The following is a 13,273-nucleotide window of genomic DNA, read 5'->3' on the forward strand; positions in this document are numbered from 1 at the left end:
AGTCAGGATTAACCGTTATGTCCAACGTTGAACAACAGCCCGATTTCGATTTTCAACAGGCGGGCCGACACGTGCTCGCCATCGAACGCGACGGGTTGGCCCATCTGGACCAGTATATCGATGACAACTTCACCCGCGCTTGTCGCACCATGTTCCATTGCCAGGGCAAAGTGGTGGTAATGGGAATGGGGAAATCCGGGCACATCGGGTGCAAGATGGCGGCGACCTTCGCCAGCACCGGCACCCCCTCGTTTTTTGTCCATCCCGGCGAGGCCAGCCACGGTGACCTCGGCATGATCACCGCACAAGATATCGTGATCGCCATATCCAACTCGGGTGAGTCCAATGAAATTCTGGCGCTGATCCCGGTGCTCAAACGTCTGGGCGTATTTCTGATTTGCATCACCAGCAACCCGGAAAGCACCATGGGTAAAGCCGCCGATATTCATCTCTGTGTCCATGTGCCACAGGAAGCCTGTCCGTTGGGGCTCGCTCCCACTTCCAGCACCACGGCCACGCTGGTGATGGGCGATGCGCTTGCCGTTGCCTTGTTACAAGCGCGGGGTTTCACCCCCGAAGATTTTGCCCTTTCTCACCCCGGCGGCGCACTGGGCCGCAAACTTTTGCTGCGCGTTGCGGATATCATGCATACCGGCGACGAGATCCCCCACGTTACCCGAGACGCGTCGTTGCGTGATGCGCTGGTGGAGATCACCCGTAAGAGTTTCGGTATGACCGTGATTTGTACGCCGGACATGATGATCGAAGGCATCTTCACCGACGGTGACCTGCGCCGCATCTTCGATATGCAGATCAACCTCAATGATGCGCGTATCGCCGATCTGATGACCGCAGGCGGCATTCGGGTCACCCCCAATACGTTGGCGGTGGATGCCCTGAATCTGATGCAGTCGCGCCATATTACGTCGCTGCTGGTGGCACAATCCGATCGACTGGTCGGTATCGTCCATATGCATGATATGCTGCGCGCCGGCGTGGTGTGACAGTCAATGGGATCGTCTTTCTGGCGCTCCCTAAAGAAAGAAGGATGACATCAAGGATATATGTTTATGAATAACCCCCAAGCGCAAACCGCCACCTGCTATGGCCCCGTCGCGGATCGGGTATTGGAAAAGGCGCAAGCCATCAAATTGCTGATTTGCGATGTTGACGGCGTGCTCTCCGACGGCCTTATCTACATGGGCAATCAAGGGGAAGAATTGAAGGCGTTTAACGTACGCGATGGTTATGGTATTCGCTGTCTGCTAACGTCCTGCATTGAGGTCGCCATCATTACTGGGCGCTCTGCGCCGCTGGTGGAAGACCGCTGCCGCACGCTGGGTATCACCCATCTTTATCAGGGACAGTCAGATAAGGTTTTGGCCTTCCGTGAACTGTTAGATACACTGTCGCTTAACGCTGATCAGGTTGCCTATATTGGTGACGATTTGATTGATTGGCCGGTGATGGCACAGATAGGCCTTAGCGTCGCCGTGGCAGACGCACACCCTCTGCTGCTGCCCAAGGCGGACTACGTGACCAGAATTGCTGGTGGGCGCGGTGCGGTACGCGAACTGTGCGACCTTATCCTGCTGGCACAGGGTAAGCTGGACGACGCCAAAGGGCTATCAATATGAAGTATCGTCACGGCAAGTGGCCTATCGCCGCCCGCTTGTCGGGGGTACAAGTTTGTTACGACATGAGTTTGCCACGACATAAGTTTGCGATGACCATGAGTACGTTTTTATTATGAATAAGACGAAGCGTTGGCTAACCGCGCTATTGGCGCTCATTGTATTGATTCTGATTGGCTGGAACCTGACGGATCAGGACAGCGCGCCACAAACGGAAACCCAGGACAATGCGGTGCCGACCTACACCAGCGATGAAACCACCACGTGCGTGTTTAACCCGCAGGGTGGCCTGAACTATCGACTCGTGGCGCAAAGAGTGGAGTATTTTAACGCGGAACAGCTCACCTGGTTTACCGCTCCTGTCGCTACTCTGTTTAACGAACAGGGTATCGCTACTTGGTCGGTGAAAGCTGACCGCGCCAAGCTGACCAAAGATAAAATGTTGTTCTTATACGGGCATGTGGAAGTCAACAGTCTGACCAATGACTCACAATTACGGCAGATAAAAACCGATAATGCGCAAGTTAACCTGGTGACACAGGACATCGCCTCCGATGATGAGGTGACACTGTACGGAGCCAGTTTCCTCTCGAATGGGATGAAAATGCGCGGTAATTTGCGTAACCAAACTGCCGAATTGATTGAAAAGGTAAAAACCTCTTATGAAATTCAACACCAATAATGCCTGGCGTCATGCGGCCATTGCCAGCGCCCTGTTAGTAGCAGCAAGCCTGCCTGCCCTTGCTGTGACAGGAGACACCAGTCAGCCGATTCACATTGATTCCGCGCAGCAGTCATTGGACATGCAGGGCAATACCGTCACTTTTACCGGCAATGTTACGGTCAAACAAGGCACCATTGATGTGAAGGCCGATCAAGTCGTGGTCACGCGCCCACAGGGATCGCAGGGCCAGGAAGTGATTGAAGCCTTTGGTAATCCGGTCACCTTCTACCAGATGCAAGACAATGGCAAGCCGGTGAAAGGCCGCGCACAGAAAGTGCGCTATGAACTGGCGCAGGATAAGATCACGCTGACGGGTAACGCGTATCTGGAACAACTGGATAGCAACGTGAAAGGCGATCGCATCACCTATCTGGTGAAACAGCAACAGATGGAGGCGGTGAGTGATAAAGGCGGGCGCGTAACCACCGTGCTGGTGCCCTCGCAGCTACAGGAAAAGAACGGCAAGGCCGCCGCTCCCTCGTCTCAAAAAGACAAGCAGCAACCACAGGCAACTGAATAACCTATGGCAACATTAATCGCAGAAAACCTGGCGAAGGCCTACAAGGGCCGTCGCGTGGTCGAAAACGTAAGTTTAACGGTCAATTCCGGTGAAATCGTCGGGTTGCTCGGGCCGAATGGTGCAGGAAAAACCACGACATTTTATATGGTTGTCGGCATTGTCCAGCGCGATTCCGGGCGGATCGTGATTGATGACGAAGAGATAAGCTTGCTGCCTTTGCACGAACGTGCGCGCCGCGGCATCGGCTATTTGCCGCAGGAAGCCTCGATCTTTCGCCGTTTGAGCGTCTATGACAACCTGATGGCAGTCTTGCAGATTCGCAAAGACCTGACACCGGAGCAGCAGGACGATCGCGCCAATGAGTTAATGGAAGAATTCCATATTATTCATTTACGCGATAGTCTGGGACAATCCTTGTCCGGCGGCGAACGTCGTCGCGTAGAGATCGCTCGCGCACTGGCGGCCAATCCCAAATTTATTTTGCTGGATGAACCCTTTGCCGGTGTCGATCCGATTTCGGTGCTCGACATAAAAAAAATCATTGAGCACTTGCGCGACAGCGGCCTGGGCGTGCTGATTACCGATCACAACGTGCGTGAAACGTTGGATGTGTGCGAACGCGCCTATATCGTCAGTCAGGGGCAGCTTATTTCCCACGGTTCACCCAGCGAAATCCTGGAGGATGAACAGGTGAAACGCGTCTATCTGGGCGAAGGCTTCCGACTTTGATACTGTAACGTTTGCAATGGGCGTTCCATTTAAGGGAAAGTGACACGAGTTATGAAGCAAGGTTTGCAACTCAGGCTAAGTCAACAACTGGCCATGACGCCACAACTTCAGCAGGCGATCCGTCTGCTTCAGTTGTCTACGCTTGAACTCCAGCAAGAGATCCAACAAGCGCTGGAAAGCAACCCGTTGCTTGAACAAACCGATAGCCACGATGAAATCGATGCTCAGGAAACGAGCGACAGCGAATCACTGGATACGCGCGACGCCCTTGAGCAAAAAGATATGCCAGAAGAGCTGCCGCTGGACGCCACCTGGGATGAAATCTACTCCGCAGGCACACCCTCGGGCACTGGCACCGATTACCGCGACGAAGAGCTACCTGTCTATCAGGGTGAAACTACGCAAACCTTGCAGGATTACCTGATGTGGCAGGTGGAGTTGACGCCGTTTTCCGACACCGATGCGGCTATCGCTACGTCGATTGTCGATGCGGTGGACACCACTGGCTATCTGACCGTTCCGCTGGAAGACATTCTCGAGAGCATCGGCGACGATGACGTGACGATTGAGGAAGTGGAAGCGGTGTTAAAACGTGTGCAACGTTTTGACCCGGTCGGCGTGGCAGCGCGTGATTTGCGCGATTGCCTGCAAATCCAGCTGTCTCAGTTTGCCCCCGAAACCCCGTGGCTGGCGGAAGCCAAGCTTATCGTCAATGAATACCTCGATTTGCTGGCCAACCATGATTTTCGCACGCTGATCCGCGCCAGCCGTATTAAAGAGGATGCGCTGAAAGAGGCGTTGGCACTGATTCAGTCACTCGACCCGCGTCCGGGCCAATCGATCAATACCGGCGAGTCGGAGTATGTGATCCCCGACGTGCTGGTGCGCAAACATCAAGACCGCTGGGTGGTGGAACTCAACACCGACAGCGTGCCGCGCCTGCAAGTCAACCAGCAGTATGCCGCGCTCGGCCACAGCGCGCGTAACGACAGTGACAGTCAGTTTATCCGCAGCCACCTGCAAGAGGCGCGCTGGCTGATAAAAAGTCTGGAGAGCCGCAACGATACGCTGCTTAAGGTCACGCGCTGCATTGTGGAACAACAGCAGGATTTCTTTGAGAAAGGTGAAGAGTTTATGAAACCCATGGTGCTGGCGGATATCGCTCAGGCTGTGGATATGCATGAATCCACCATCTCACGCGTCACAACACAGAAATTTCTTCACAGCCCACGTGGCATTTTCGAACTAAAATATTTCTTCTCCAGCCATGTAAATACCGACAGCGGCGGTGAGGCATCATCCACTGCTATTCGGACGCTGGTGAAAAAATTGATCGCGGCGGAAAACCCCGGCAAGCCCTTGAGCGACAGCAAGCTGACAACGCTGCTCTCCGATCAGGGGATCATTGTCGCGCGGCGTACCGTCGCAAAGTACCGAGAGTCTTTATCCATCCCGCCGTCAAACCAGCGTAAGCAGTTGGTTTGATTTCTACAGAGAAGGAAGACGCTATGCAGCTGAATATCACCGGACACCACATCGAGATCACACCCACATTACGCGAGTTCGTTAACACAAAATTTGCCAAGCTGGAGCAATACTTTGATCGCATCAACCAGATCAACGTGGTGCTCAAAGTGGAGAAAGTGGAGCAAATTGCCGATGCTACTCTGTTCGTTAATGGCGGTGAGCTGCATGCCACATCCGAATCTGAAGACATGTATGCCGCCATCGATCTGTTGATCGACAAACTGGCGCGTCAGTTAAATAAACACAAGGACAAACTCAAACAGCACTGATCGTCATCTCCGCCTCCGGGCGCAGGGAATACGCCTCTGGCACAACGTCAGAGGCGTGAAGAGATGAGCGGGCCGTTAAGTGAACACACCATGAATAACGATCCCATTTTGCAACTCAGCGCGGTATTACGCCAAGAGTGCACCCGCAGCACCGTTCATTGCCAAAGCAAGAAACGGGCGTTGGAAATCATCAGCGAATTGGCAGCCAGGCAGCTAAACCTTCCGACCCCGCTGATCTTCGAGGCATTGCTGACGCGCGAGAGAATGGGCAGTACCGGTATTGGCGGCGGTATCGCAATCCCACACGGAAAACTCGATGATGATAACGCCTTGGGTGCCACCGGGGTCTTTATCCAGCTTGAACAGCCAATATCTTTTGATGCTATTGATAATCAAGGCGTAGACTTGCTTTTTGCCTTGCTGGTTCCCGCAGAACAATGTAAAACCCATCTACATACGCTGTCGCTTGTCGCCAAACGTCTGGCTGACAAAAGTGTGTGTCGGCGTTTACGGGCAGCACAGAGTGACGAAGAGCTTTACCAAATTATGATTGAAGGGGATTAATCCCCGGTAGAAAGCGCGCGACATTCAGACATTCGCGCTACGCTGTGCGTCATACAGATGAATCACTCGGTCAGGGTGTAACAAAAGAAGGCTATAGCCGGAGGGGAGTCGTCGGATGGTGCTGATGATTGTCAGTGGTCGCTCAGGTTCAGGAAAATCTGTGGCCCTGCGCGCCCTGGAAGATATGGGCTTTTATTGCGTGGATAACCTGCCCGTGGTGTTGCTGCCGGAACTGGCAAACACGCTGGCACAGCGCGATATCTCGGCAGCGGTCAGTATTGACGTGCGCAACATGCCAGAATCGCCGGAAATCTTCGAGCACGCCATGGATAAGTTGCCGCCCAGTTTTGCGCCGCAACTGCTGTTTCTGGATGCCGATCGCAATACGCTGATTCGCCGTTACAGCGATACGCGCCGTTTGCACCCCCTTTCCAGCAAAAATCTTTCGCTGGAAAGCGCCATCGATGAAGAGAACGACCTGCTGGAACCGTTGCGTTCTCGTGCCGATCTGATCATCGATACGTCTGAAATGTCAGTGCATGAACTGGCGGAAATGCTGCGTACTAGGCTGTTGGGCAAACGCGAGCGTGAACTGACCATGGTGTTCGAATCCTTTGGCTACAAGCACGGCATTCCCATCGATGCGGATTACGTGTTTGATGTACGCTTCCTGCCTAACCCCCACTGGGACCCGAAATTGCGTCCGATGACCGGGCTGGACAAGCCGGTTGCCGCGTTCCTCGACCGCCATACGGAAGTGCACAATTTTATTTACCAGACGCGCAGCTATCTGGAACTGTGGCTGCCAATGCTGGAAACCAACAACCGCAGCTACCTGACGGTAGCCATTGGCTGTACCGGCGGCAAACACCGTTCCGTCTATGTGGCTGAGCAACTGGCAGACTATTTTCGCTCGCGCGGCAAAAACGTACAGTCCCGCCACCGCACGCTGGAAAAACGTAAATAATGACCGTCAAACACACCGTCATCGTCAAGAATAAGCTAGGCATGCACGCTCGCCCGGCGATGAAGCTGTTTGAACTGGTGCAAAGCTTTGATGCCGAAGTGATGCTGCGTAACGAAAGCGGCGTTGAGGCGGAAGCCAGCAGCGTGATCGCCATGATCATGCTGGATTCTGCCCAGGGTAAACACATTGAAGTGGAAGCCAGCGGCGCAGATGAGGCCGCCGCACTGGCTGCGGTGGTTGAGTTATTCGAAGCCGGGTTTGATGAAGAATAACACGCGACAATAATCCCAAAAATCGACAATGCCATAGGTAATAACGCTACCTTATGGTATAACTTCGTTACAAGTTATCTCTCATTTTTATCAACACCCCCGCGTCGCTGGCGCGAGGGTGTTGCTTTATAAATGCGGTAGACTTTTTCTCTTGATATTGTTTTTTCATATATGCAGTACGTGCTTATATCCCTATTAACCTTGATCTTATTGCCATGACGTAACATTGTTTGTTACCGCTATGCGTTTTATCAAGGGTTATGTTTTACCAACCTATTGGAGAGGAGTATGACGAAACCTAACCTGACTATTAGCGAACTGGATGCGGAACGCCTAGATCGGCTGTTGGAACAACCTGCGTTTGCAGGCACACCGATTGCACAAGCGTTGAATGAGGAGCTGGATCGTGCCGAGATCTTGCCTTCAGAGGACATCCCGTCAGATGTCGTCACCATGAACAGTCGGGTACGCTTTCGCGATTTAAACACTAACGAAGAGCACACCCGAACACTGGTTTATCCTGCCGCCATGCAGGACAGCAAGGAACAACTTTCTGTTATGGCGCCGCTCGGCGCAGCCCTGCTGGGTCTGCGCGTTGGGAATACCATTAACTGGCAGTTGCATAACGGTACGGAAACTCGCGTGGAAGTCCTGGAATTGCTCTACCAGCCTGAGGGCGCTGGCGAATATCATCGCTAAGCACGCGCCCACTGCCCTGATTTCAGGGCAGTCATGTTGCCTGATTATATCCCGGCGATCTTCATGCTAGGCAGCAGCGCCGAACCGCACTGGATATTGCTGCGGATTTCAATATCATCCCCCAACGTCACCATATCGCGCAGCATGGTTTTCAGGTTACCGGCGATAGTGATTTCACTCACCGGATACTGAATCTCGCCATTTTCCACCCAGAAGCCTGACGCCCCGCGCGAGTAATCGCCCGTTACCGCACTCACGCCCTGCCCCATCAGTTCGGTCACCAGCAGGCCTTTATCCATCTGCTTGAGCATCTGTTGGAAATTAAGTCCCTGGCCCGCAATACGCCAGTTGTGAATGCCGCCGGCATGGCCAGTGCTCTTCATGCCGAGTTTACGCGCTGCATAGCTGGTCAACAGCCAGGTTTGCAGCACGCCGTCTTTAACGATGTCACGCTGCGCGGTACGTACCCCTTCACTGTCGAACGGGGTAGACGCCAGCCCTTTACGCAAATGCGGCAGTTCTTCAATGGTGAGCCAGTCCGGCAGGATCTGCTGGCCCAGTTTATCGAGCAGGAAAGTCGATTTACGGTACACGTTGCCACCGCTGATCGCCCCCACCAAGTGGCCGAACAGACCGGTAGCCACTTCGGCGGCAAACATCACCGGTGCTTCCATGGTCGGCAACTTGCGCGGTGCTAAACGTGAGAGCGTGCGGCAAGCGCACTCTTCGCCGACCCATTCCGGACTTTGCAGATCGTCCAGGGCACGCCCTACGGTGTAAGCGTAATCGCGCTCCATATCGCCGTTCACTTCGGCAATCACACAGCTCGACATAGAGTGGCGGCTCGACAAATAGCTTTGCAGCATACCGTGGCTGTTGCCAAACACTTTGATACCGTAGTGGCTGTTGAAGCTGCCCCCTTCGGTATTGGTAATGCGCGTATCGGCTTTCAGCGCCGCTTGCTCGGCGCGCGCAGCCAACTCAATGCCCTTTTCCGCATCCAAGGCAGCAGGATGAAACAGGTCGAGATCGGGAGCGTCAAATGCCAGCAGTTCTTGTTCTGCCGGGCCAGAAAAAGGATCGGGCGAAGTATAACGGGCAATATCCAGCGCAGCCTGCACGGTGCGGGCGATGGCCTCCGGGCTCAAGTCGGTCGATGACGCACTGCCTTTACGCTGCTGGTGGTATACGGTAATTCCCAACGCGCCATCGCTGTTGAATTCCACATTTTCAACCTCGCCGTAGCGCGTGCTGACGCTGATCCCTGTGGTTTTGGAAATGGCCACCTCTGCCGCATCTGAAGCGGCGCGCGCCAGCTCCAACGCCTGTGCGACTGCCTGCTCCAATGCTTTACGCTGTTCTGCAACCTGAGTGATTATTGTCATCGTTCTGCCATACTGAGTTAAAAGCCGTTCAGAAGCCGGGAAATGACGTCTGCCTCGCCCCTCTTCTGCGCCTAAAGGTGTATGCTTGAGTCTAACAGGATATCAGGATAATTTCGCAAAAAGCCCAAACCTGTTAGGATCGGCGTCTTTTTTATGGCGTTAACCGCATCACATGCCCGAACTGTTACGGAAAGAGATGATGAACAAACACCCTGAAGAGTGGCTGGACGACGTACCGGACCCGCACGCCGAAGATGAAGACGATGAGATCATCTGGGTCAGTAAAAGTGAAATCAAACGCGATGCAGAAGCGCTGAAAGATCTTGGCGTGGAGCTGATTGAGCTCGGTAAAAATGCGCTGGAGCGCATCCCGCTGGATGACGATCTGCGTGCTGCGGTTGAGCTGGCGCAACGCATCAAAAAAGAGGGCCGCCGCCGTCAGGTGCAACTGATCGGTAAGATGCTGCGTGCCCGCGATCCAGAACCGATTCAAATCGCACTGGACAAGCTGAAGAACCGCCACAACCAGCAGGTCGCTCTGTTTCACAAACTGAAACAACTGCGCGACAGGCTGATTGAGGAAGGGGATGATGCCATCCCGGATATCCTCGGGCTTTACCCGACCGCCGACCGCCAGCAGTTGCGCTCATTGGTGCGCAATGCGCAGAAAGAAAAAGCCGCTAACAAGCCGCCCAAGTCTTACCGCCAAATTTTCCAGTATCTGCGCGAACTGGCCGAAGATCAGGCCTAGTCCCCAGAGGTAAATAGCCCTGAGGTAAATCGCTCTGTGGTAAATCACCCCGTGGTGGAGTCGCCCTGGGCGTTACTCCACCAACGCATGCTGATAGCGGTGCAGTATCTCCGTGATACGGCTGACCGATGCACCGACCTCCGGTGCTATTTGACGCTGACATAGCTCAATCTGATACTCATCCAATAAGGTCAGCAACTGAGTAAAGGCGTGACGCCGGGAAATTTCTCGTCGCGCGTCGCTGACCTGCTCTGCCGCCTGACGAAGACGACGATGAAACGCCGACAGTTCACTGTCCATCGGCAACGACAGATTCCGCATACGCTGGTGCAGAATAATCAGCGACAGCGCCAGACGGTATTTGGCAATGTCGTTGGGAAACAGGGTCAGCAGCAGGTAGAGCTGCTGATAGAGCGCAGGTAAGTGGTTCTCACGCCGTTTGGTTGGGTTGGTGGTCAGTGCCGATACCGCACTGTAAACAAAGCGGTTAAGTAGTGCCTGCCCGGTGCGAGCACGTGAATTATCTCGAATCAACAAGATAACCAGCCACGCCAGCAAGCAGCCGATAACCTGCCCAATCGCGCTGTCCAGAAAATGGCTGAGATTAAACGTCATCGGGTTATCCAACACCAGAATATTGATGGTGCTGGCCAGCGCCCCCAGCGATCCCATACGCCGCTTTTGCACCTCAATACCGATGATGAAGGCCATAATGCCCAGACTGAGGCACAGCAGCAGCAGCATGCTTTGCTGCGTGGATGGCAACACAAACATGAACAGCAGCGATCCCAACGGCAAGGCATAGACCGTGCCGACCAGGAAATCGACCGCCATGCGTTTTGGGTTGGGCAGGCGCATCGCCAGCGCCGTCACCACAGCAATCATCACCATGCAGGCACTGCCTGAGGTCCAACCGGTGATAAGCCAAAATAAACAGCCTACCGCCGTCGCCACGCCGGTGCGCCAGCCGTTGATCATCGCATGATGGCGCTCAGCGGACGCCGCTTTCACCATCACTTCATCACGCAGCAGTTCGCCCTCAACCTGCGTCAGACGGGTGTTGGTCTGAATCCCTTTTGCCAGTAACAGATAGCGCGTTGCGGCCCCCACCCAGCCAATCAGCGTCGGCGGCACGGTCCTGCGCTCACCGGCTGCAATCGCGTGGCGCAGTTGCTTCACCCGTTTACGCACATCGGCCATCGACGCTACCGGCGCATCTATCAGCAATGCCAGACTGGTTCTGAGCGGCTCGGGTTTATCCTGTAGCACCAGATAGGTCTCACACGCCTGAGTAATCAGAGTAAATGATTGCGCCAGCAGCGCCTTGATGCGCCGATGGCTATTTTGCCAGCGCGCCGATTCCAGCAGCAGCGGATTGCCCATGCCAGCCAATGCGGTGCTTTTACGCACCAGCCCATGCCAGGCAACGTCAAGCTCTTCACGCGATGCCCCCCGAATACACAGTTGCAGCAGGCGATAGTGATCCAGCAGCAGCCCTTCCAGGCTGCTGTCGATATGGTGTTTGATAGATCGCGGAGTGAACAGCAGATCAGCCACAATGGCACAAACAATGCCCAAAACAATCTCGCTACAGCGCTCAACGGCGAACTGCGGCGTCAGCAACGGCGCACTCTGGGTGGATACGATGATAATTAATGCGGTATAGCCCGCCAATCCCCATACGTAGGCGTTTTCCACCTTAACCAGCGATGACACCCAGGTGCAAAATCCCGCCCATATACAGCACAGCAGCAACATCACCACGGGTGCACGAATGGTCGCGATGATAATCACCAGCGCACCGACACAGCCGATAAAGGTGCCCACAATGCGTAATATCCCGCGATGCCGAATCGCCCCGGAAAAGGGATCGCCGCCTGCAGAAAAAGCAGGGCCAGCCGCTACGATGGCAGCAGTGAGCACTTACCAACGTGGCGTTTCCAACTGAAAGTGGAAACCGAGAAACAGTGACAGCACAACGGCAACGCTGAGTTTACAGGCAAAACGCCAGTGGGGAAAAGCAGGCATTTTCATCATGAACTCGTCTTAACCAAACTCACGCAGCCGATAGAGCAAACGAATCAACGGTGAAGGCTGCTTGTTTTGCGGGGTGTCTGCCTGCGCGATCACCACGGTGGCCGTGGTGCCCGCCGGATAAAGAATATCGCGCTGTTGATCCAGGTGGATTCTTACCGGCACGCGCTGTGCCAGTCGCACCCATTCCAGATTGGCGTCCACCGTCGCCAGCCCTTTACTGTCTACGTTGGCGCTGCTGTTGGTGATCGCCGCCGCCACGCTGTCAACCGTACCGTAAAACAGCCGGTCGCTACCCAGCGGTGTGATCTCGACTCTGTCGCCAGCATGAACGCTTGCCAGCTTGGTCTCTTCCATATAGGCCACCAGATAGAACGAGCCCTTTTTCACCAGCGCCACGGCGGTCGCGCCGCGCGTAATGTATTCACCGCGCTGCACGTTGAGGTTAGTCACCCAACCGTCCGCTGGTGCGCGAATCACGGTACGTTCCAGATCCAACGTCGCTTGCGCCTTGGCTAACTGATGCTGCGCGGTTTCCAGCGCGCTGCCAGACTGATCGATCGCTTCCTGCGACATGGCCTGTACGCCGAGGCGTGTGCGACGTCCAGACTCACGCCGCTTTTCATTGACCAGCGCCAGGTAGTAGTCCACATCTGCCTGTGCTTGCTGAAAACGAGGTGGATCGACCACAAAAAGCACATCCCCCCTTTTTCACCTGCTGATTGTCATGCACCAACACCTCTGTCAGCAGACCGCTGACATCCGGTGTGATCGCCACAACGTCTGCGCTGAACTTTGCATCTCGCGTCCACGGCGATTCGGTATAGAACGCCCAAACACGCAACAGCGCAACGGCAGCCAGCAACAGCACGCACAGCGTGATACCCACGCGCAGCAGCTTTTTGGTTATCAGCGAGACAACAGGAAATTTTATAGCAAGGGTTTTCACAGTGACCTCAAAGGGAGAAGCGAAAGATCAGATAAAACAGGCAGCAAAACAGAGCGGTGTTAAACAGCGCCTGATGCCATACCAAGTCATAAACGCCGGTGGGCTGTAAAACACGGTTCAACAGGCTTTGTTGAATAAATAGAAAGTTTGGGTAATCATCGGATCAGATCACCATAGTTGTTTCAAAATCAGGTCTCCATGGCAAAACAAAATTTTAAAATCACTAACTGGCCCTCCTATAACAAGGCC

At 54.3% G+C, this 13,273-nt stretch carries 13 protein-coding genes and 3 pseudogenes; 12 read left to right on the plus strand and 4 right to left on the minus strand.

The genetic code is table 11. From position 1 onward, the window contains the following. Nucleotides 1-17 precede the first annotated feature (17 nt). The 11 genes from kdsD to rnk all read left to right on the plus strand — a co-directional run bounded on the left by kdsD (nucleotide 18) and on the right by rnk (nucleotide 7,905). Nucleotides 18-1,004 carry an arabinose-5-phosphate isomerase KdsD gene (gene kdsD, locus ACTBDZ_RS02200; RefSeq protein WP_438814064.1) on the plus strand — a complete coding sequence of 329 codons (987 nt, stop codon included), beginning with the start codon at nucleotides 18-20 and terminating at the stop codon, nucleotides 1,002-1,004. 66 nt (nucleotides 1,005-1,070) lie between these two features. Beyond that, entirely contained in the window at nucleotides 1,071-1,637 is a 567-nt protein-coding gene (gene kdsC, locus ACTBDZ_RS02205) for a 3-deoxy-manno-octulosonate-8-phosphatase KdsC (protein WP_438814065.1), read from the plus strand. Between the two features lie 112 nt (nucleotides 1,638-1,749). Continuing rightward, nucleotides 1,750-2,316, plus strand: a complete 567-nt coding sequence (lptC, locus tag ACTBDZ_RS02210; protein WP_438814066.1) for an LPS export ABC transporter periplasmic protein LptC — start codon at nucleotides 1,750-1,752, stop codon at nucleotides 2,314-2,316. After that, nucleotides 2,297-2,878 carry a lipopolysaccharide ABC transporter substrate-binding protein LptA gene (gene lptA / locus ACTBDZ_RS02215; protein ID WP_438814067.1) on the plus strand — a complete coding sequence of 194 codons (582 nt, stop codon included), beginning with the start codon at nucleotides 2,297-2,299 and terminating at the stop codon, nucleotides 2,876-2,878. The genes lptC and lptA overlap by 20 nt, the downstream gene beginning before the upstream one ends. 3 nt (nucleotides 2,879-2,881) lie before the next feature. Next, nucleotides 2,882-3,607, plus strand: coding sequence for an LPS export ABC transporter ATP-binding protein (lptB, locus tag ACTBDZ_RS02220; protein WP_196908458.1), 726 nt, complete (start codon nucleotides 2,882-2,884; stop codon nucleotides 3,605-3,607). Between the two features lie 51 nt (nucleotides 3,608-3,658). Beyond that, the gene (gene rpoN, locus ACTBDZ_RS02225) at nucleotides 3,659-5,092 is read left to right on the plus strand and encodes an RNA polymerase factor sigma-54 (protein ID WP_438814068.1); all 1,434 of its coding nucleotides are present in this window, start codon (nucleotides 3,659-3,661) and stop codon (nucleotides 5,090-5,092) included. 23 nt (nucleotides 5,093-5,115) lie between these two features. Continuing rightward, nucleotides 5,116-5,403, plus strand: a complete 288-nt coding sequence (gene hpf / locus ACTBDZ_RS02230; RefSeq protein ID WP_438814069.1) for a ribosome hibernation promoting factor — start codon at nucleotides 5,116-5,118, stop codon at nucleotides 5,401-5,403. Nucleotides 5,404-5,493: 90 nt separating this feature from the next. After that, complete coding sequence (gene ptsN / locus ACTBDZ_RS02235) at nucleotides 5,494-5,967, plus strand: PTS IIA-like nitrogen regulatory protein PtsN (RefSeq protein WP_264625263.1); 474 nt, start codon at nucleotides 5,494-5,496, stop codon at nucleotides 5,965-5,967. A 115-nt stretch (nucleotides 5,968-6,082) separates the two neighbouring features. Beyond that, entirely contained in the window at nucleotides 6,083-6,934 is an 852-nt protein-coding gene (gene rapZ, locus ACTBDZ_RS02240; RefSeq protein ID WP_438814070.1) for an RNase adapter RapZ, read from the plus strand. After that, on the plus strand, nucleotides 6,934-7,206 hold the full coding sequence (gene npr / locus ACTBDZ_RS02245) for a PTS phosphocarrier protein NPr (protein WP_252319828.1): 273 nt from the start codon (nucleotides 6,934-6,936) through the stop codon (nucleotides 7,204-7,206). The genes rapZ and npr overlap by 1 nt, the downstream gene beginning before the upstream one ends. Before the next feature lie 288 nt (nucleotides 7,207-7,494). Continuing rightward, entirely contained in the window at nucleotides 7,495-7,905 is a 411-nt protein-coding gene (gene rnk, locus ACTBDZ_RS02250; RefSeq protein ID WP_438814071.1) for a nucleoside diphosphate kinase regulator, read from the plus strand. A gap of 44 nt (nucleotides 7,906-7,949) precedes the next feature. On the opposite strand, the gene pmbA is transcribed toward rnk, so the two are convergent. Continuing rightward, nucleotides 7,950-9,290 (minus strand): metalloprotease PmbA, encoded by a 1,341-nt coding sequence (gene pmbA / locus ACTBDZ_RS02255; protein WP_438814072.1) that lies wholly within the window; start codon nucleotides 9,288-9,290, stop codon nucleotides 7,950-7,952. A 199-nt stretch (nucleotides 9,291-9,489) separates the two neighbouring features. Between pmbA and yjgA the strand changes: the two genes are divergently transcribed. Continuing rightward, on the plus strand, nucleotides 9,490-10,041 hold the full coding sequence (yjgA, locus tag ACTBDZ_RS02260) for a ribosome biogenesis factor YjgA (RefSeq protein WP_438814073.1): 552 nt from the start codon (nucleotides 9,490-9,492) through the stop codon (nucleotides 10,039-10,041). Nucleotides 10,042-10,113: 72 nt separating this feature from the next. Here yjgA and aaeB read toward each other — a convergent pair. From aaeB to ACTBDZ_RS02275, 3 pseudogenes are all read right to left on the minus strand, one after another. Continuing rightward, nucleotides 10,114-12,075: pseudogene (gene aaeB / locus ACTBDZ_RS02265) on the minus strand (p-hydroxybenzoic acid efflux pump subunit AaeB). A 12-nt stretch (nucleotides 12,076-12,087) separates the two neighbouring features. After that, nucleotides 12,088-13,009: pseudogene (gene aaeA, locus ACTBDZ_RS02270) on the minus strand (p-hydroxybenzoic acid efflux pump subunit AaeA). Between the two features lie 22 nt (nucleotides 13,010-13,031). After that, nucleotides 13,032-13,148: pseudogene (locus tag ACTBDZ_RS02275) on the minus strand (DUF1656 domain-containing protein); the annotation flags it as partial. Nucleotides 13,149-13,273 lie beyond the last annotated feature (125 nt).

The organism is Symbiopectobacterium sp., assembly GCF_051710365.1.
GTDB lineage: Bacteria > Pseudomonadota > Gammaproteobacteria > Enterobacterales > Enterobacteriaceae > Symbiopectobacterium.

Excerpts from the sequence above, each read along its gene's own strand:
- rnk (WP_438814071.1), top strand. The coding sequence starts at position 7,495 with ATGACGAAACCTAACCTGACTATTAGCGAACTGGATGCGGAACGCCTA.
- lptB (WP_196908458.1), top strand. The coding sequence starts at position 2,882 with ATGGCAACATTAATCGCAGAAAACCTGGCGAAGGCCTACAAGGGCCGT.
- lptA (WP_438814067.1), top strand. The coding sequence starts at position 2,297 with ATGAAATTCAACACCAATAATGCCTGGCGTCATGCGGCCATTGCCAGC.
- rapZ (WP_438814070.1), top strand. The coding sequence starts at position 6,083 with ATGGTGCTGATGATTGTCAGTGGTCGCTCAGGTTCAGGAAAATCTGTG.
- npr (WP_252319828.1), top strand. The coding sequence starts at position 6,934 with ATGACCGTCAAACACACCGTCATCGTCAAGAATAAGCTAGGCATGCAC.
- ptsN (WP_264625263.1), top strand. The coding sequence starts at position 5,494 with ATGAATAACGATCCCATTTTGCAACTCAGCGCGGTATTACGCCAAGAG.
- hpf (WP_438814069.1), top strand. The coding sequence starts at position 5,116 with ATGCAGCTGAATATCACCGGACACCACATCGAGATCACACCCACATTA.
- yjgA (WP_438814073.1), top strand. The coding sequence starts at position 9,490 with ATGAACAAACACCCTGAAGAGTGGCTGGACGACGTACCGGACCCGCAC.
- lptC (WP_438814066.1), top strand. The coding sequence starts at position 1,750 with ATGAATAAGACGAAGCGTTGGCTAACCGCGCTATTGGCGCTCATTGTA.
- rpoN (WP_438814068.1), top strand. The coding sequence starts at position 3,659 with ATGAAGCAAGGTTTGCAACTCAGGCTAAGTCAACAACTGGCCATGACG.
- kdsD (WP_438814064.1), top strand. The coding sequence starts at position 18 with ATGTCCAACGTTGAACAACAGCCCGATTTCGATTTTCAACAGGCGGGC.
- pmbA (WP_438814072.1), bottom strand. The coding sequence starts at position 9,290 with ATGACAATAATCACTCAGGTTGCAGAACAGCGTAAAGCATTGGAGCAG.
- kdsC (WP_438814065.1), top strand. The coding sequence starts at position 1,071 with ATGAATAACCCCCAAGCGCAAACCGCCACCTGCTATGGCCCCGTCGCG.